Source organism: Erwinia sp. 9145 (assembly GCF_000745075.1).
Lineage (GTDB): Bacteria > Pseudomonadota > Gammaproteobacteria > Enterobacterales > Enterobacteriaceae > Erwinia > Erwinia oleae.
Genome location: NZ_JQNE01000001.1, coordinates 3,318,324 through 3,336,853 on the forward strand (window position 1 = coordinate 3,318,324; position 18,530 = coordinate 3,336,853).

An 18,530-nucleotide genomic window follows, 5' to 3' on the forward strand; every position below is an offset into this window, starting at 1 on the left:
CAGAATGGCTTCGAGGGTGATTCACGGTAATAATATCTGCCTGAAATAATTTTGAATGTTATTGTTTTTTTACGTTTTTATTTTCGTATGCAGCCTTAATTGCATGTTCAACTACTTTATCGTTCGATATACATTCGTCCAAAGCCAATGTCCTTAACATCCGATGAATATCTTCAGAGATGTAGATATTAAGTGGCTTTAGTTTTTTAGTTACTTTGTTTTTCAATCTATTTTTTTGTGTCGCCCATGCACTTTTGAACTTAATTTTAAATAAGCTCACAGTATCAGGTGACTCTGAGTTTTTCTTTTTCCATTCGAAGTATAGGGCGTAGCACCATGCAAGAGTTTCGTCTCTGGTATTACCACAAACGCGCACACCTAAAGACGGAATATGTTTCTCTAGATAACCTTTTAACCAGCCAGAAACATCATTTTCTTGGGAGGAAAAATCTCTGAAAAGATCTTCGCGCTTAATTAATCTAGCCCATTCTATTGCTTTAGATTTTATAAACTCCGTAGGTGTTCCTCTAAGTGGCCAGCTTTGAATTACTTTCCTGATATTCTGTATTCTGACAAGGTGATCGGGCTGTAAAGAGTCTGGAGACAAAATACTAACAACTCCCACTCCCAACGTCATTCCTTGCGTTTCAGAATATAATTCACATGCCAACCACAGGCTCGCACGAGCATCACTTTTAAACCATCCAAGATCAACTTCCGAAGGGAAGGAAAATGATTGATAGCGTTCCACCCCAGCGAAGAAGTTATCTAACTCCTGCTCCTCATGACCAAGAGACTGGCAGTGTTTTCTGACGCGTTCGAGATAGACGCGATAATTCTTATCACCTGCATGTGATGGGCAATTAATATTGTATCGCTGTAGCGCATTTTCCAGGGTTTTTATCATTTCACCATCATTACGTATTACCCGGACCATTTTCAATCTCTCCAAACGATTTAATCACTTAGTGATTTACTGAGATTTAACGTTGCATATCTATTTGTTTTACAGATAATCCATCTTGATTTCAAGTGAATAAATTTAACGACAAAATGGCTTAATGATACGTAGGCACTGGACGAAGTGGTATCTGACTGGTGATTTTATTACAAAACCTTAGCGACAGAAACGCCTATCCGGGTGGGAAAGTTCAAGGATAAAGCAGTCATATCCACAAATTCGGGGTAGCTCAAAAGTTAGTGAGAGCAAAACTGCGGTACTGTTACTTTTTGATGGCATATCCGGTCTATGATTTGGTCGCCAATTCGTACCCTCCGTCGAGCATGATTTTCCATCATCCTCGATTATCACCTCAAAAAAGGGGTTATGCTGTAAGCAGCCATGATAGGGAATTAAGGTTAATTAATATTATTAAAAGAAGTACATATACCTATCACATCCCATATGCCTAAAAGATGATAAGCATGTACTGGATAAACCTATCGACTTATCCAAGTAAAAATTACAGGACTACCTCTTCCTTTGAATCACTACTGAGGAAGAAAAATGAAAAGACCATATAACGCCAACCCAAAGTATGAAATGGATGATCTATTGCTGACTGATATTAATATGCATATGGAGGCGATGTTCCAGCGTTTTGCAAAATTACTACCTTTCAGGATCGACTTTGCGTATAAAAAGAGCTCAGCAAGCTTTGGTCATGCCTGCAAACATTCAATGTATAACGAAGTCCTAATATTGATTAAAGAGTTCGGAAAACACCTTCCGATTGTGGGCTATTACTGGGTGATAGAGTACACGAAGAGAAAAGGACTGCACGTCCATTTTGTTTGCTATCTAAATGGGCAGTTTCAGAACTGTCATTATCCTATATCCCGAGCGATGGGGGATATTTGGAAACAAGTAACAGATAATGATGGATGTCATCACCTTTGCGTCCCTAAAGATATTTACGAAGTCAAAATTGGCAAGGTTATCCGACATTTTGATACGGACGAGATCGATGATTTGCGTTATGTGATTAGCTATCTGGCTAAATGTGAGCAAAAGGAAAATGGCATCATCGCGGGTAAAAGCGAGATACCGGTAAAAAGCAACCGAGGTAGACCACGCATACGCTGAACAACCTTCACTGACTTTTTACAGATCCCCCGGTTGGTATGTTGGAGCTGGCATGAGTAATCATCAACCACGACTCCGGCTAACCCAAATGCTACCGGAGAACTCAATCATGACCATCAAACCTTCCTTACTTGAAGACCAATTTGTCGATATGGCATTTATCACCAGTCTTACCGGCTTAACCGATAAGTGGTTCTATAAGCTCATTAAAGATGGTGTCTTTCCGAAACCCATCAAGTTGGGGCGCAGTTCCCGCTGGCTACAAAGCGAAATAGAGTCCTGGTTGCAGGAGCGTATCAGCCAGTCTCGTCAGTAATCACCTTTCTGAAAACCATCAGCGTCATCTCCCCAAAGCGCAGTATGACGCTAGTTTGAACACAACACATACGGATAATTCCCCCATGCAAGATACAATCGCTCGCTATGATTTTTTACTCAAAACTTACCAAAGCTGGCTTACTGACTTGACCAAACTGACTGTCAGGCATGGAATATGCCATCAGAATATTTATCCCAGCCATTACCTTACGCTGTCCACACTTTACTTCCCGGATACCGGCCCTGTACCTGGGATCGTGCCACAGTGCTTGTACCGAATGATCTATAACAAAGCCAAACCAGAGCCGCTGAGTATTCAAAATGATTTACGTCTTAGCCTGGAGACTGACGGGCAGTTACTTTTTACTCACGGGGGCCTGGAAGGCGTATTGCTTAGCGAGTGCGTCAGACTCAAACAACGCTCACTTGCCAACAAACTGATAAGTCTGCTTCAGCAGTTCAATAACTTGGAATATCGCCATAAGCTTGTTTGGCTTTTCTGGTATGACCGTATGCTCGGAGCGTCTCTTGATGACTGGCTGGAGAACCTTAAGAAAATGAATGACGAAGAGTTTTGCTTTTGGCTGTTGCAGCGTCAGGAAGAAAACCCAGAGTTAACCCATTTGATGGATGAGTATGTGAACTTCACATACGACTAATATCGGCTCGAGTCCTCTTCCTGGACTTGCGCAATGAGCCACACCAATAAATGACGCATAACCCATTGTTAAAATGGATAAAAGTATCATAACAGCCCAAATTGATGTGCCTTAAGAGATGTCGGACTTACGCGGATAAGCAAACCAAATGAGCAGCAGATTCAAAGCCAATACAGTGATATTCTTAGGCAAAACACCCACCACATCATGATAAAACTGACATAATAGGGATATCCTGATTCCCCGGTTCAGGGCGATAATTTTGCAGTCTGTATAGACGGCGACTTCCTCCGAATTTTATGTGAGTTGAAGAATCCCGGGATCTCTAGCCCCGCGGTAAAAGCATTAAGTAAAAGGAACAAACAAGATGGTACTGAATGGTTCAAAGAATAATACTAAAGGCGGAGACCTTGGCTTCGAGGCTGAACTCTTCAAGACAGCCGATAAACTTCGCGGCAACATGGAGCCATCGGACTACAAACACGTCGCACTTGGACTCATCTTCCTGAAATACATTTCTGATGCTTTCGAGGCTAAGCACAAGGCGCTGCTGGAAGAAGATGCACAGGCAGCCGAGGACAAAGATGAATACCTTGCTGACAATGTATTCTGGGTACCGAAGGAAGCGCGCTGGTCCCATTTGCAAGCCAACGCCAAGTTACCCACCATCGGTACCTTAATCGACGACGCGATGCGTGCAATCGAAAAGGACAACGAGTCTCTCAAAGGCGTATTGTCCAAGGATTATGCCCGTCCAGCGCTTAACAAAGTTATGTTAGGTGAGCTGATAGATCTGATCTCCGACATTACACTCAACGAGGAAGGCGACCGTTCCAAGGACATCCTCGGACGCGTGTACGAGTATTTTCTTGGTCAATTCGCTGGAGCCGAGGGCAAGCGTGGTGGCGAGTTCTACACCCCGCGTTCTGTCGTGCGCGTCCTGGTCGAAATGCTCGAACCTTACTCAGGCCGCGTCTACGACCCATGCTGCGGCTCGGGCGGTATGTTTGTGCAATCCGAGAAATTCGTACAGAAGCACGGTGGCCGCATCGGCGACATTGCGATTTACGGCCAGGAGTCGAACTACACAACATGGCGATTGGCCAAGATGAACTTGGCTGTGCGCGGCATTGACTCAGATATCCGCTGGAACAATGAAGGCAGCTTCCACAAGGACGAACTGCGCGACCTCAAGGCCGATTTCATCCTCGCCAACCCGCCATTCAATATTTCCGACTGGGGAGGTGACCGTCTGCGCGAGGACGTGCGTTGGAAGTACGGTGCGCCGCCCGTGGGCAATGCCAACTTCGCCTGGCTCCAGCACATCTACCACCACCTTGCGCCAAACGGTACAGCTGGCGTAGTGCTGGCTAACGGTTCAATAAGCTCCAACCAGTCTGGCGAGGGCGACATCCGGAAGGCAATGATTGAGGCCGATACGGTGGATTGCATGGTGTCGCTGCCGGGACAGCTCTTTTACTCCACACAGATTCCCGCCTGCCTTTGGTTCTTGGCCCGCAACAAGAACCCCGGCAATGGCCTACGTGACAGGCGTGGACAAATGTTGTTCATCGACGCCCGCAAGTTGGGTGTGCTGGTGGATCGCACCCGGCGTGAACTGACCGATGAAGATATTCAAAAGATCGCTGGCACTTATCACGCTTGGCGTGGGGAAGAAGGTGCGGGCGAGTACGCAGACGTGTCCGGCTTTTGCAAGTCAGCCCTGCTGGAAGAAATCCAAAAGCACGGCCATGTACTAACACCTGGACGCTACGTGGGCGCAGTGGAACAGGAAGACGACAGCGAGCCCTTTGAGGAAAAAATGCTTAGGCTTTCCGTGCAGTGGCGCGAACAGCGGGCTGCAGCGGACAAACTGGATGTAGTAATTGAGGCCAACCTAAAGGAGCTTGGGTATGGCGAGTGAATGGCAAGACACGACCCTTGGTGGACTATTCAAGGTCATACACGGGTTCGCTTTCAAAGGCGAATACTTCACCGAAGAACCGCAGAAGACCATTCTGGTTACACCTGGCAACTTTGCGATTGGTGGAGGTTTTCAAGACGAAAAGCGTAAATACTATAACGGCCCAGTACCTGAGAATTACGTTCTGAAACCAGGGCAAATAGTCGTTACAATGACGGACCTCAGCAAAGAATCTGACACACTTGGAAACGCTGCGAGAATTCCGAATGACTCAAATATCTGGCTGCACAATCAACGTGTTGGTCTCCTCAAATTTAAACCCGAGATACCTACGTCGCCACGATTCATTGAGTATCTATTGCGCACTCATGAATATCGCTCATGGATTGTCGGTTCCGCCACAGGAACAACCGTAAAGCACACTTCTCCGGGTAGGATCGAGAATTTTGCTACCCGCATTCCACCGATCGAAGAACAACGTTCCATCGCCCACATCCTCGGCACGTTAGACGACAAGATTGAGCTCAACCGGCGCTCGAACGAAACGCTAGAGGGGATGGTCAGCGCCTTGTTCAAAGCGTGGTTTGTGGATTTTGAACCGGTGCGTGCCAAAATGGAAGGTCGCTGGCAACGCGGCCTATCGCTACCCAACCTACCTGCGTATCTCTACGATCTCTTTCCCGACCGGCTCGTGGATTCTGAGTTGGGGCAAATTCCGGAGGGCTGGACGATCGGGAGTTTTTCTGATGTTGTTGAAATTATAGGCGGTGGTACACCGAAAACTTCGGTTAGCGAATACTGGGATGGTGACATTCCATGGTTTTCAGTCGTGGATACGCCTGCATCAAGCGATGTGTTTGTTGTTAAAACAGGAAAGTCGATTACTCAAACAGGTTTGAATGAAAGTTCGGCGCGGCTAATTAACAAAGGCACAACCATTATTTCTGCGCGCGGCACCGTTGGCAATTTGGCTATCGCCGGGTGCGATATGACATTCAACCAATCGTGCTACGCGTTGCGTGGCAAGAATGGTTCAGGCAATTACTTCGTATTTTTGTCTACAAAACGCATGGTTGAGCAGCTAAAAGCAATGTCACACGGCTCTGTGTTCTCGACTATCACTCGGCAAACATTCGACGCAGTGCTATCAGTTGTTCCACCTGAATCGTTGCTTCAACAATTCGAGCGAAACGCTGCAGGTTTGTTCGATGCAATTCTAGGCAACGTAAGTGATTCCCGCACTCTTGCCCAACTCCGCGACACCTTGCTGCCCAAACTTATCTCCGGCGAGTTACGCGTATCGGATACTGAGCACATCGTCGGAGCTTGACTAGATGAATCTTCAGCTTGATCCAAATAATTATGAGGCTTGCCCATCGTACAACGAATGGTTAGATGAGCAGTACTCAGAACAGTCGGGTGGAACACTCGACATTCTAGGCTATCAACCACGACCAAGTTTTGTTCTTTTCACAATGAGTCCAGATACTTATGAAGCGGCATTTTCGGACTTTACACAACAGCGCGAAGAAGTAATAAAAGAATCTGTATGCAATCAATTTCCCTCTCCGATTGCTTACTATTTCTACCGATTTGAAAATGGTTATGAGAATGAGCTGCAACGTTTACACTTTCTTCGGGATACCTGGGAGTCGGTAATCGATATCCTCCATGCGTTAGCCGTGGCTGAATGTCGTCATAGAAATATTCCTGTCGCAGATCCGCTGAAGTTTAAGGATTTGTTCACTGATAGTGTCGCAAAAAGGCTTGAGAACATAGAGAGGATTACTAACCAGTTGAGTGCTGCGGGTGTTTCTCCCTCTGTTACAAAAATCTCGCCGACGACAACACTTGCTGCAATGAAGGTACTCAACCAGTCTAGAAATGCCTTCTCTCATAGCGCGGCACAATCTGAAGCACAGGCGCGTAGTTGGATCAACGATGCTTATGTAGATGTAGTGGAAGTTCTTGCTGATCTTGACGGCCTCGAAGGCCTCCAAATTGTTCGATATTTAAGTCAGGTTGATGGAACAACTCTACGATGTGAAATTTTCAAAGGACATAGTTCAACAAGAACAATCCAGAACATTCAAATTAGTCATCAGCAAATGCTGGACTCAGCAAAATATTTTCGGCAAGGACAGATGCTTGTGATTGCTGACGGACTTATTTTCGGCCTTCGCCCGATGATTTGTTTTCGCGAGGACGGTGTCGGCCATACGACTCGTCTTTGTATTTTCAGAAAGACGCGAGGTGAAGCTCCCGATAGACGTCTTGAATTCGAAATTATTGGCGAAGCCATACGTCACGAAGAAGACCGAAATAACTTCGCAACAGAATTAAACGAGCTGCGTAGTCTGTTTGGGTTAGGAGTGGAATAGACATGAATAAGCCCAAAATGGCAGGAGAATAACAATGGCGTTTCTATCTGAGGCCGCCGTGGAGCAAGCGCTACTGGATCAGATGCGCACGCTCAATTACAGTATCGAACGAGAGGATGATATCGGCCCTGATGGACGCCGGCCGGAACGCGAGAGTCACGATGAGGTAGTCCTCAAGAAACGGTTTGAGGATGCCGTAACACGCCTGAACCCTAACCTACCATCGGATGCATGCCAAGATGCAGTGCGCCGTGTGATGCAGTCCGAACTACCCTCTCTGCTTGAGGAGAACCGCCGAATCCACAAGTTGATGACGGAAGGTGTGGACGTTGAGTACTACGCATACGATGGCACACTGATGGTAGGAAAGGTCACACTTATCGACTTCGAATACCCGGAACGAAACGATTGGTTGGCAGTGAGCCAGTTCGTGGTGATCAACGGTCAGAACAAGCGGCGACCCGATGTTGTGGTATTCGTGAACGGCTTACCGCTGGGTGTGATCGAATTGAAAGCACCGGGTTGCGCCGGAGCGCATCTATTGGGTGCGTTCAACCAACTGCAGACCTACAAGCAGAAAATCCCAACTCTATTCCACACCAATGCACTACTGGTAACGTCGGACGGAATTACGGCCCGAGTAGGATCTCTATCGGCGGACCTTGAACGCTTCATGCCTTGGCGTACCACCGACGGCAAGGATATTGCGCCGAAGGGCTCGCCGGAGCTATCGACATTGATCGAGGGGGTGTTCGAATATCGACGACTGTTGGCCTTGCTGCGCGATTTCACTGTCTTTGGCGAGACGGGCTCAGGACTTGCCAAGATCATCGCAGGATATCACCAGTTCCACGCAGTACAACACGCGGTCAACAGCACGGTGAATGCGTCCTCGCCAGATGGTAATCAGCGAGCTGGCGTAATCTGGCATACCCAAGGCTCCGGCAAAAGCCTGCTAATGGCGTTTTATGCCGGGCAGCTCGTCAGACACCCGGCAATGGCTAACCCCACACTGGTGGTTTTGACCGACCGCAACGATCTCGATGACCAGCTCTTCTCGACTTTCTCTATGTGCCGCGATCTTATCCGGCAGACGCCGGTGCAAGCCGAGAGCCGCGAAGACCTGCAGAAGGTCTTGAGTCGGGCATCGGGTGGCGTGATCTTCACAACCTTACAAAAGTTCGGCGAGATTTCAGAACCGTTCACTACACGCCGAAACGTGGTCGTCATTGCGGATGAAGCACACCGTAGTCAATATGGATTCAAGGCCAAGGTGGACGCGAAGACCGGTGAAATATCTTATGGCTTTGCCAAGTACATGCGCGATGCCCTGCCAAACGCATCATTCATTGGTTTTACTGGAACACCCATCGAAGAAGACGATGTCAATACACCGATGGTATTCGGCAACTACATCGATATCTACGACATTAGCCGTGCGGTTGAGGATGGCGCGACCGTCCCGATTTACTATGAGTCACGGTTGGCCCGCATCGAACTTAATGAGGATGAGAAGCCGAAAATCGACGCCGAGGTCAACGAGTTGACCGAGGACGAATCCGAGGCAGACCAGGAGCGCTTAAAGAAAAAGTGGTCAACGGTCGAAGCCTTGGTTGGCAGCGAAAAACGCCTTGCTTTGGTAGCTAAAGACATGATCGCTCACTTCGAAGATCGTTTGGCTGCACTCGACGGCAAGGCTATGGTGGTGTGCATGAGCCGTCGTATCTGTGTCAAGCTCTACGACGAGATCGTCAAACTGCGTCCAAATTGGCACAGCACCGATGACAACGCGGGCGCGGTCAAGATTGTTATGACGGGCGCGGCGAGCGATCCGCAGGAATGGCAACAGCACATAGGCAATAAAGCCCGACGAGATCTGTTAGCCAAGCGTGCCCGAGATCCAAAAGACCAACTCAAGCTAGTGATCGTACGGGATATGTGGCTAACTGGCTTTGACACACCGAGCATGCATACGATGTACGTGGATAAGCAAATGCAAGGCCACGGATTGATGCAGGCAATTGCGCGCGTGAACCGTGTATTCCGCGACAAGCCTGCAGGACTGATCGTCGATTACATCGGCATCGCGCAAAACTTGAAGTCAGCCCTGCAACAATATTCCCAAAACGATCAGGAAAACACCGGTATTGACGAAGCGCAGGCCATCGCAGTGATGATGGAGAAGTACGAGGTCGTACGGGACATGTACTATGGTTACGACTACGTCTCTGCAATGGCAGGCACTCCGCAAGAACGCCTTGCAATGATGGCAGGAGCCATAGAATGGATTCTGGACCTGCAACAAAAGTTGGCAGCGAAAGAGAATAGCAAAGAGGGTAAGAAGAACGCGCACCGTCGATACCAGGACGCCGTGCTAGCCCTGTCAAAAGCGTTCGCTCTGGCATCAGCATCCGACGAGGCCCGCAAGATCCGGGAAGAAGTAGGCTTCTTCCAGGCAATACGTGCTGCGCTAACCAAGAGTAGCACCGGTTCCGGTGTGACACAGCAAGAGCGTGAATTGGCGATCCAGCAGATCGTCAGCCGAGCTGTAGTCTCGACAGAGATCGTGGACATCCTAGCTGCTGCGGGTATTAAAAGTCCGGATATCTCCATTCTCTCCGACGAGTTCCTCGCCGAAGTGCTACAAATGGAGAAAAAAAACCTCGCATTAGAAGCCCTACGTAAGCTGCTCAACGACGGCATTCGTTCGCGTAGCAAGGCCAATGTGGTGCAAACAAAGGTCTTCTCGGAGAGACTTGAAGATGCTGTAGCACGTTACCACGCCAATGCTATCACCACTGCAGAAGTGCTGCAGGAGCTAATCCGACTGGCCAAAGACATCCGTGCGTCACGTCAACGTGGTGAAGAACAAGGTTTATCTGAGGATGAGATCGCCTTCTATGACGCGTTGTCCGAAAACGAGGATGCCATTCAAGTTATGGGTGACGATAAGCTGAAACTTATTGCTCATGAATTGTTAATGAGCCTGCGTGAAAATGTTTCCGTTGACTGGGCACATCGCGAATCTGCACGAGCTCGGATGCGGGTGCTGGTGAAGCGTATTCTGCGCAAATACGGTTATCCACCGGATCTCCAGGACATCGCGGTGCAAACAGTTTTACAGCAGGCCGAGGCTCTGTCGTCTAGCTGGTCTATGGGGGAGTCTGGTAGGGCCAGAAGCACAACTTAACCGAATGCCAAAATAATATTTCTTATTGGTAAAATATTGGCAAGATAATTAGCACTCCTTCTCGAACTTGCGAAGGAGTGCTAATACATATCATTAAAGAGCATCAGGCATTCTGTTTCGCCATAATACGTAGCGCCTCTCGTACTTCCTCATAAACTGGCAACGCCATACTAGGTGTATCTAGTGTGGCAATGACCACATAGGGAACCTTGAGCTTTTTAATGCCAGCTCGTCCGTAACAATTAACTCTGATGGCCAGCCTATCTCCTTTGGTAAAGGCTGAAGCACGATTTCCCTTACGGACGTCATGAAACACCGTGCCATTTTTCAGATGTGAAGGGTAATAATCAAATTCTTCAAGATTGATATCACCATAAGCCGGGCTTGCCCAGAGTTGAGCACCACGGTAATCCTTGTGCCCATGATTGACTGGCGAGAACCAAGCTACTGTAACTACCAGACGGCGATTAACGGTCTTCGCGGCAAGACTTGGTGGAAGCGGGAAAAAATAGTCTTGGGCAGTCTCAGCTTCAATGACATTTGAATAAATCAGTGTTGCCTGATTGTCTGCACAAAAGTGAATTCGGCTTTCATTTACCCGACCAAACCCTAGATACTGATTAAGATCGGATTTGAACGTTCGGCTGCCGTTAACATCTAGATGGCGACTAATTAGTCTGCTTGAAAGGGTATTATGTTCAGCACCGTGGATCATCATTGCCTTTAGGATGAGGGCATCTGACGCTTTTGAAAGCGCCTCCTGATAGCCAAATGCCTTCATTTCACAGAGCGTGTCATGCAGCATCGCGAGTCTCCTGGTTGCGAGTGCCGCTGCATTACTTGTACCAGCAGTGAAGCTATACTGATTAAGTACCCCCTCCGCACCAGGCATGGCCGATTTCAGCCCCGGCCCAAAACGTACTGTTTTTGATACATCAAGCCTAACCGGATCGTGCGATGTGTTCGTCTTATTCACGTAGGTTTGACGCCCTCCAGGCATATGGATCTCTGGTTTGACCGACTTTCGCCTTCCTAACGCAACGGTATTAATCGGTGAAAACATTCCCTGAGTTGAGAACACATCAACATGCCTTGGTGGAATATTGCCGGTAAAACCATCATGATGGGCTGCACCTACGGTCAGAGCATTTATTGATTCAGCAGGTGAGAGGAGACGGCGCAGCGGACGCTGTGCCGCAATAGCTTTCAGAGCATGTTCTTCCAATTCTTTAGGGGTAAGACTTGAAAAATCATCACCAGCTACATTATCCAGAATTAAAGGCATGCCCGAGTTTCCTGCGCTAACAACAAACAACACTTGATACTCAACAGATAACCAATCCAGCATTCGCGCCCATGGACTCATCTGGGCATCGTACATACGGCAAGGATCGCCGACAGATAGATTAATAATGGAGACGTCAGGAGCTGTGGGTGGCAGGCCGTTTTCACCTTTTTTCATTCTGACAACGGCACGATGGATTAGATCAGCAGGAAGATACTGGGTGGGAATCTGCTCTCTGACACTACCGTCGAAGCTGATGTTACCGGGAATCATGATTGGTCTTACGTACACACGCCTGGAAAGGGGTGGTTCGATCTGATTCGAAAGATCACCATGCACAATCAGAGATGCCATTGACGTACCATGATTCTGATGGGAAGGCGAGATGTAAAGGGACTCGAAGTCATCCGGATCATCAATTTCAAGCCTTCCTCTTAGAGCCGAGTGATTCTCAAGTGGCAGGCCATCGAGTAAAGCGACAATCGGACTAGCATAGGAATCTGGAAGGTTCTGACCATCCAGTGTCAGTGCCTCAACACCAGCTTCATAGTTTTCTTCTATGACGGGAAAAGCACACTGGCCCAGCGGCCTAAAAAACATCACATCATCACAACGCATCAGCTCAAGAATTTCTCCCCCCTGCGCCAGAACCTCTTGGACCTTACTGACAGGAAGAGTACCGATAAGCGCATGATAGCTTATACCTTTATAATTGCATCCCCCTGTAATGCTACCACCTGCGCGTGATATCAACCCTCTTATGCGAGACTCCGCTTTAAACTGAGCCTCAGGAGATGACCGATACCAAAGTTCAATTTCGAAAGGTACGGGCTCATCATACCCCACTGCTGCATCCTCAACACGCCCCTGCCAGTCCTCCAAAACGAAAGTAGCGGCCAGTCTATCTCGAGTATCCCAGAAACGAATATCAGTAAGCCGATCGAATACAGCCTTCAGTGCACCAAATCCCCTGTCTACTTTCTTGTTTTTCTGATATTCACGCCACAGTGCAAGGAGACGGCTGAGTCCGGCTTGACTGCTCATAGTCAAATAAGCATTTCTGGAAGCAGGCCTACGGGTTCCATTGCTTAACGCGTAATAGTCTTCGCTATCAAAAGATTTTTCGAGTAATGCAGAGGAAAGATATTCAAAACCTTTAACTCGGATAAGTGCGGTGGCGAGGCCTTCTATCTCACCGACAACTTCAAGCACGAGTACTTTTTCAGGAAGGAAACCGTCAGCTGTTTCAGCAAGTTCGATGTATTCTGCGAAGTTATGTTCAAGTCTTTCGAGCTTTGGAAATACCCGCGCAGCTTGGATATCTATGTTCGGGAACTGAATCGATGAACGATTAGGCGTCAGGCCATCCCTCTCTATAACTGGTTTTGGCGGGGTAAATATCAAGAGAGGGTTCTGCGCCATTTCACTTTCCTTATTTGTGAATTAGTCTTCTTGCCGGTATCGCTGCGACCAGTGCTTAAGGCATTGAGCTGAAATATCTTTCAGTTTTGTTTCGCTTGCAGGGAGGCCAAGTACGTATTTACGTTGCACATCGAGAGCAAATTCTTCTAGCTCAGCGAAACTAAGACCAGATAGCTTTCTGGCGAGTGTAGAAGGTGCAAGACCAAGAGAATGACCCACACGCTCCTCAAACTCTTCAAACCATTTAGCCGCCATGTGCTGTGTTGGAGAAGGCAGAGTTATCTGTAACTGAAATCTGCGCCAGATAGCCTTATCGAGCATTGATTCATGGTTCGTGGCCCCTACAAACACAACATGGCTGGGTAACAAATCAATCTGTTTAAGCAGAGAATTCACTACACGCTTCATTTCACCGTTGTCATTGGCATCTTCGCGCTCTTTTCCTATGGCGTCAAATTCATCAAAGAAAAGAACACAACGTTGAGTTTTAACAAATTCAAATAACTTGTCTATTTGCTGCGCCGTCTCTCCAAGATATCGATTAATTATTCCTTCATATTTAACCGTAAAGAAAGGCAGAGAGAGATGATTGGCAAGTGCTTCGGCAATTGAGGTTTTGCCGTTCCCTGGTGGTCCAGACAACAACAGTTTATGACGTGGCTCCAGATTATATGAGCGCAGTAGATCACGACGCGCATGCTCTTCTATCAACTCCATAAACTGCGTTGTCACTGCATCAGGAATGATCAAATCATCTAGAATTTTACGCGGCTGAATTTCATAAAAAGCATTCTGTAGATCATTATCGTAGGTATAACGACGTACCTCACCAGAGCCTGTACTGGTAAGTATATTTTTCAGCTTATCGGCAAGCTGATATTGATGGCGTGCTGTTGCTTCCGCAGCGATCGCTTCTGCAGTTATTTTGAAACGCGGAAGGTCACCCTTCATTCCAGTCTCAACTAAACTTAGCACTAAGTCGGCTCTGGCCATTTCTTACCTCATGTTACTACAGAGTGTAGTCTATCAAGCCAGTGGCATAGGGCAAACACATATCTGGATCGAGGTGATATCCCAAAGTCACGTCGACGGTGTCCGTCTAGAGGCCTTTTAACAGGTCTCGCCGTGAGGACTGGAACCCTCTAAAATTGTTGAGGGTCCATCCAATTTGAATAGACTGGCTATCATTTTCGTCGTAACAGCACTCGTAGCATATGAGATTCATCAATCATCGTTCAGCTTCCTAAAATCAAACGGACTCACCCCATTATCCCGATTAGCATCGAGATAATCTGCCCACCACTGCAGCATTAGCCTGCGTTCACCTAAGTGCTCGGCCTTATGGATATAAGCCGCACGCACAGAGTTGCGCTCCTGATGGCTCATCTGTCGCTCCACCGCATCCCTCGACCACAATCCCGACTCTATCAATGAACTACAAGCCATGGTTCTGAAACCGTGGCCACAGACTTCAACCTTCGTGTCATATCCCATAACGCGTAGAGCCTTGTTTACCGTGTTTTCACTCATCGGCTTACGCGGATCGTGATCGCCCACGAAAATCAGCTCTCGGTTCCCGTTCATGCTTTTGATCTTTTCCAGAATAGCTAAGGCCTGACGCGATAAGGGAACAAGATGGGGCGTCCGCATCTTCGAACCACGCTGAGAATGCTTAACGCCTTCCAACGGTTCTCGCTCCCCCGGAATCGTCCACATAGCAGTTTCAAAATCGACTTCTGACCACCGAGCAAAACGTAGCTCGCTTGAACGGATGAAAACTAACAAAGTGAGTTCCACAGCAAGCCGGGTTAACGGCCTGCCAGAGTAGTGATCAATGCGATGAAGTAATTCAGGAATGCGATTGAGTTCTAGCGCAGCACGATGCTGTCTTTTCGCCGTAGCAACCGCACCAGCAATCTCTTGCGCAGGGTTGTAATCAATTAAACCGCTCTGCACAGCAAAACGCATAATTGCGGTAGTGCGCTGCTGTAAACGGGCGGCGACTTCAAGACGCCCGGATGACTCCACAGCTTTGATAGGGACAAGCAGATCCCGCGTCTTCAATTCAGCAATATTTCGCTTACCGACAATAGCAAAGAGATTATCTTCGAGACTTTTCAATACACGAGCGCTATGCGATGCAGACCACTTCCGATTACTGGCATGCCAGTCTCTGGCGACCACTTCAAACGTTATCGCCTCTTGTTCCTGCTCTACCTTAATAACTTTCTTATTTTTACTGGGATCAACGCCGTTAGCTAAGAGCTTACGAGCTTCATCACGCCGTGTCCTGGCATCCGCTAACGACACATCAGGATATTTCCCCAGCGCCAGCATCTTCTCTTTACCACCGAAGCGATAACGAAGCCGCCAGTATTTAGAACCATTAGGGTGAACCAACAAAACCATGCCTTCACCGTCAGTAAGTTTATAGGCTTTTGCTTCCGGCTTAGCCGAACGAACCTTCACATCACTCAGAGCCATGATGAGTATCCTTTCAAGGGTTCTGTGTGGGTACAAACATTATCGAACCGGGATATACCCGCAGTTGTACCCGCATCAGTAAGTTGATGTAGATTGAATCAGGTTGACTTAGGTTGAGTGAAAAAGCGAGGAAAGCCTTGCGGATACTGGATTTCAGGCACAAAAAAAGACGTCCGTTGACGTCTATTGATGTTCCGATGGTGCCGAAGGCCGGACTCGAACCGGCACGTATTTCTACGGTTGATTTTGAATCAACTGCGTCTACCGATTTCGCCACTTCGGCACTGAAGGGTATGCGGAAAACGAGGTGAATTATACCGTTACCCTTCCCATGCGCAACATCTATCCTCTCTTCCTGCGCCTGAACGCTGGAAAAATCACCGTTACGCAGGCGACCGACAGGCGTTAAGTCGTCATTCAATGCCCAAACACCTTCTCTACCCAATCCCATTCAAGGGTTTATACTTAAGACAAATCCCAAACCCTACGCCGCGCCGCGTGTTACCGGGAACCGATCGTGTATGGCAGAGTCCGAAGGAAGAGCGCGGCGTCGGGAAAGTCACCGCATCAGATAACACTCCTGAAGGGCATACTATGAAAGCAGCAACAAAGATGGGTTTCGTACTGGCGGTTTCCACTCTGCTGGCGGGCACGGCGCAGGCGGCAAGCTGGCAGGATCAGCTTAACAGCGCCGCCACCGCGCTGAATCAAAATTCTAATTCAGGCACCAATGCCAACGGCGGCAACTCGTCAATGGCGGCGCTGACCGGCCTGCTGAACGGCGGCAACAAATCGCTGAGCGCCAACAGCATGACCAATGCCGCCGGCATTTTGCAGTACTGCGCGCAGAACAATATCGTGAACAATAACGTCACGTCGGTGAAGGATCAGTTGATGAGCAAACTGGGCCTGGCGGATACGCAAAAAGCGCAGCAAACCACCGACTACAAACAGGGACTGATGGGCCTGCTGAATACCGGCAGCGATCAGCAGGTAAATCTGAGCAGCCTGGGCAACACGCCGGTGGCGCAGAAGGTTAAAACCAAAGCCTGCGATTTGGTGCTGAAACAGGGTAAACAGTTTATCTCCTGAGCCGCGCCGCTTATCCATTCTGCGGGCTGCATCGCGCGGCCCGAAATCCTTCTCTTAAATGCGTGCTTCTTACCGCATCCGTTATACCATACTCAATCAGGCGAAAAGGAAAGCGCGCCCGTCAGCCGCAGGGAGTTTCCGACGCCATTTTATTTACGTTTAGGGATGAGACTGATGACCAGACCACTTCTGATTGCTAAAACCGCTCACGATGAACTACACCTGCTGCCGGAAATGGCGAATCGCCACGGGCTGATCACCGGCGCAACTGGCACCGGTAAAACCGTCACGCTGCAAAAACTGGCGGAATCTTTTTCTGATATCGGCGTGCCGGTGTTTATGGCCGATGTCAAAGGCGACCTTGCCGGTATCGCCCGGGAAGGCGCGGCGTCTGAAAAGCTGCTGGCCCGGCTGGCGAATATCGGCGTAACTGACTGGTCGCCGCACGGCAACCCGGTGGTGCTGTGGGATATTTTTGGTGAAAAAGGCCATCCGGTGCGCGCCACGGTTTCCGATCTCGGCCCGCTGCTTTTAGCGCGTCTGCTGAACCTCAATGAGGTACAGAGCGGCGTATTACAAATCATCTTCCGCGTGGCTGACGATCGCGGACTGCTGCTGCTCGATTTCAAAGATCTGCGCGCAATGACGCAGTATATCGGCGAAAACGCGAAAACGTTTCAGAATCAGTATGGCAATGTTGGTACCGCGTCGGTCGGCGCCATTCAGCGCGGGCTGCTGACGCTGGAGCAACAGGGTGCGGAGTATTTCTTCGGCGAACCGATGCTGGATATCAAAGACTGGATGCGTACCGACGCCAGCGGTAAAGGCATCATTAACATTCTCTCGGCGGAGAAACTCTCTCAGATGCCGTCGCTCTACGCGACCAGCCTGCTGTGGATGCTCTCCGAACTGTACGAGCAGTTGCCGGAAGCGGGCGATCTGGCGCAGCCGAAGCTGGTGTTTTTCTTTGATGAGGCGCATCTGTTGTTCAACGACGCGCCGCCGGTGCTGCTGGATAAAATTCAGCAGGTGGTACGCCTGATCCGCTCCAAAGCGGTTGGCGTCTATTTTGTGACACAAAACCCGGCGGACGTGCCTGATGCGGTGCTCGGCCAGTTGGGCAACCGCGTGCAGCACGCGCTGCGCGCCTTTACGCCGAAGGATCAGAAGGCGGTAAAGGTGGCGGCACAAACCCTGCGTGCTAATCCTGAGTTTGATACCGAAACCGCGATTCAGGAACTGGGCACCGGCGAGGCGTTGATCTCCTTCCTTGATGAAAAAGGCAGCCCGTCGGTGGTGCAGCGCGCGTCGGTGATCGCCCCCTTCTCCCGCATGGGCACAATTACCGACGATGAGCGCAACGCGCTGATCAACCACTCACCGTTCTCCGGCAAATATGAAGAAGCGGTTGATCGCGAGTCAGCCTATGAGATGCTGGCGAAAGGGACGCAGGCGGCAGCCAACAACGCCAGCGCGCCACCGGTTGGCGAGGCGGAAAAAGCGGGCAGCAGCGTGCTGACAGACGGCCTTAAAAAAATACTGATCGGCAGCACCGGTCCGCGCGGCGGCCAGCACGACGGCATGTTGCAAAGTATGATGAAAAGCGCCGGCAGGCAGATTGCCAGCCAGATTGTTCGCGGCGTGTTGGGCAGCATCATGGGCGGCCGCAAGCGTTGATAATCAGTCACA

13 protein-coding genes and 1 tRNA gene are annotated in these 18,530 nt (G+C 49.0%); 9 read left to right on the forward strand and 5 right to left on the reverse strand.

Annotated features, from left to right (window positions below; genetic code table 11):
* Positions 1–58 precede the first annotated feature (58 nt).
* A complete protein-coding gene (locus FA91_RS15720) occupies positions 59–907 on the reverse strand; it encodes a hypothetical protein (protein ID WP_156103095.1) in 849 nt (282 codons plus the stop codon).
* 600 nt (positions 908–1,507) lie between these two features.
* Between FA91_RS15720 and FA91_RS15725 the strand changes: the two genes are divergently transcribed.
* The 7 genes from FA91_RS15725 (at position 1,508) to FA91_RS15755 (ending at position 10,558) form a co-directional block, all read left to right on the forward strand.
* Entirely contained in the window at positions 1,508–2,086 is a 579-nt protein-coding gene (locus FA91_RS15725) for an inovirus-type Gp2 protein (protein ID WP_051937241.1), read from the forward strand.
* A gap of 109 nt (positions 2,087–2,195) precedes the next feature.
* On the forward strand, positions 2,196–2,402 hold the full coding sequence (locus FA91_RS15730; RefSeq protein ID WP_021807839.1) for an AlpA family transcriptional regulator: 207 nt from the start codon (positions 2,196–2,198) through the stop codon (positions 2,400–2,402).
* A gap of 85 nt (positions 2,403–2,487) precedes the next feature.
* Positions 2,488–3,063 carry a hypothetical protein gene (locus FA91_RS15735; protein ID WP_034917139.1) on the forward strand — a complete coding sequence of 192 codons (576 nt, stop codon included), beginning with the start codon at positions 2,488–2,490 and terminating at the stop codon, positions 3,061–3,063.
* Between the two features lie 367 nt (positions 3,064–3,430).
* A complete protein-coding gene (locus tag FA91_RS15740) occupies positions 3,431–4,987 on the forward strand; it encodes a class I SAM-dependent DNA methyltransferase (RefSeq protein ID WP_034917141.1) in 1,557 nt (518 codons plus the stop codon).
* Positions 4,977–6,317, forward strand: coding sequence for a restriction endonuclease subunit S (locus FA91_RS15745; protein ID WP_034917143.1), 1,341 nt, complete (start codon positions 4,977–4,979; stop codon positions 6,315–6,317). The genes FA91_RS15740 and FA91_RS15745 overlap by 11 nt, the downstream gene beginning before the upstream one ends.
* Before the next feature lie 4 nt (positions 6,318–6,321).
* Positions 6,322–7,368 (forward strand): hypothetical protein, encoded by a 1,047-nt coding sequence (locus FA91_RS15750; RefSeq protein ID WP_034917146.1) that lies wholly within the window; start codon positions 6,322–6,324, stop codon positions 7,366–7,368.
* 34 nt (positions 7,369–7,402) lie between these two features.
* Entirely contained in the window at positions 7,403–10,558 is a 3,156-nt protein-coding gene (locus tag FA91_RS15755) for a type I restriction endonuclease subunit R (RefSeq protein ID WP_034917148.1), read from the forward strand.
* A gap of 103 nt (positions 10,559–10,661) precedes the next feature.
* Here FA91_RS15755 and FA91_RS15760 read toward each other — a convergent pair whose 3' ends face one another.
* The 4 genes from FA91_RS15760 to FA91_RS15775 all read right to left on the reverse strand — a co-directional run bounded on the left by FA91_RS15760 (position 10,662) and on the right by FA91_RS15775 (position 16,032).
* On the reverse strand, positions 10,662–13,265 hold the full coding sequence (locus FA91_RS15760; protein WP_034917151.1) for a S8 family peptidase: 2,604 nt from the start codon (positions 13,263–13,265) through the stop codon (positions 10,662–10,664).
* Between the two features lie 21 nt (positions 13,266–13,286).
* Positions 13,287–14,258, reverse strand: a complete 972-nt coding sequence (locus FA91_RS15765) for an ATP-binding protein (RefSeq protein ID WP_034917152.1) — start codon at positions 14,256–14,258, stop codon at positions 13,287–13,289.
* Between the two features lie 231 nt (positions 14,259–14,489).
* Positions 14,490–15,749, reverse strand: coding sequence for an integrase arm-type DNA-binding domain-containing protein (locus tag FA91_RS15770; RefSeq protein WP_034917154.1), 1,260 nt, complete (start codon positions 15,747–15,749; stop codon positions 14,490–14,492).
* Positions 15,750–15,947: 198 nt separating this feature from the next.
* Positions 15,948–16,032: transfer RNA gene (locus FA91_RS15775), tRNA-Leu, on the reverse strand.
* Between the two features lie 311 nt (positions 16,033–16,343).
* Here FA91_RS15775 and FA91_RS15780 point away from each other — a divergent pair.
* On the forward strand, positions 16,344–16,841 hold the full coding sequence (locus FA91_RS15780; protein WP_034917156.1) for a DUF2501 domain-containing protein: 498 nt from the start codon (positions 16,344–16,346) through the stop codon (positions 16,839–16,841).
* Positions 16,842–17,015: 174 nt separating this feature from the next.
* Positions 17,016–18,518 (forward strand): helicase HerA-like C-terminal domain-containing protein, encoded by a 1,503-nt coding sequence (locus FA91_RS15785; protein ID WP_034919432.1) that lies wholly within the window; start codon positions 17,016–17,018, stop codon positions 18,516–18,518.
* Positions 18,519–18,530 lie beyond the last annotated feature (12 nt).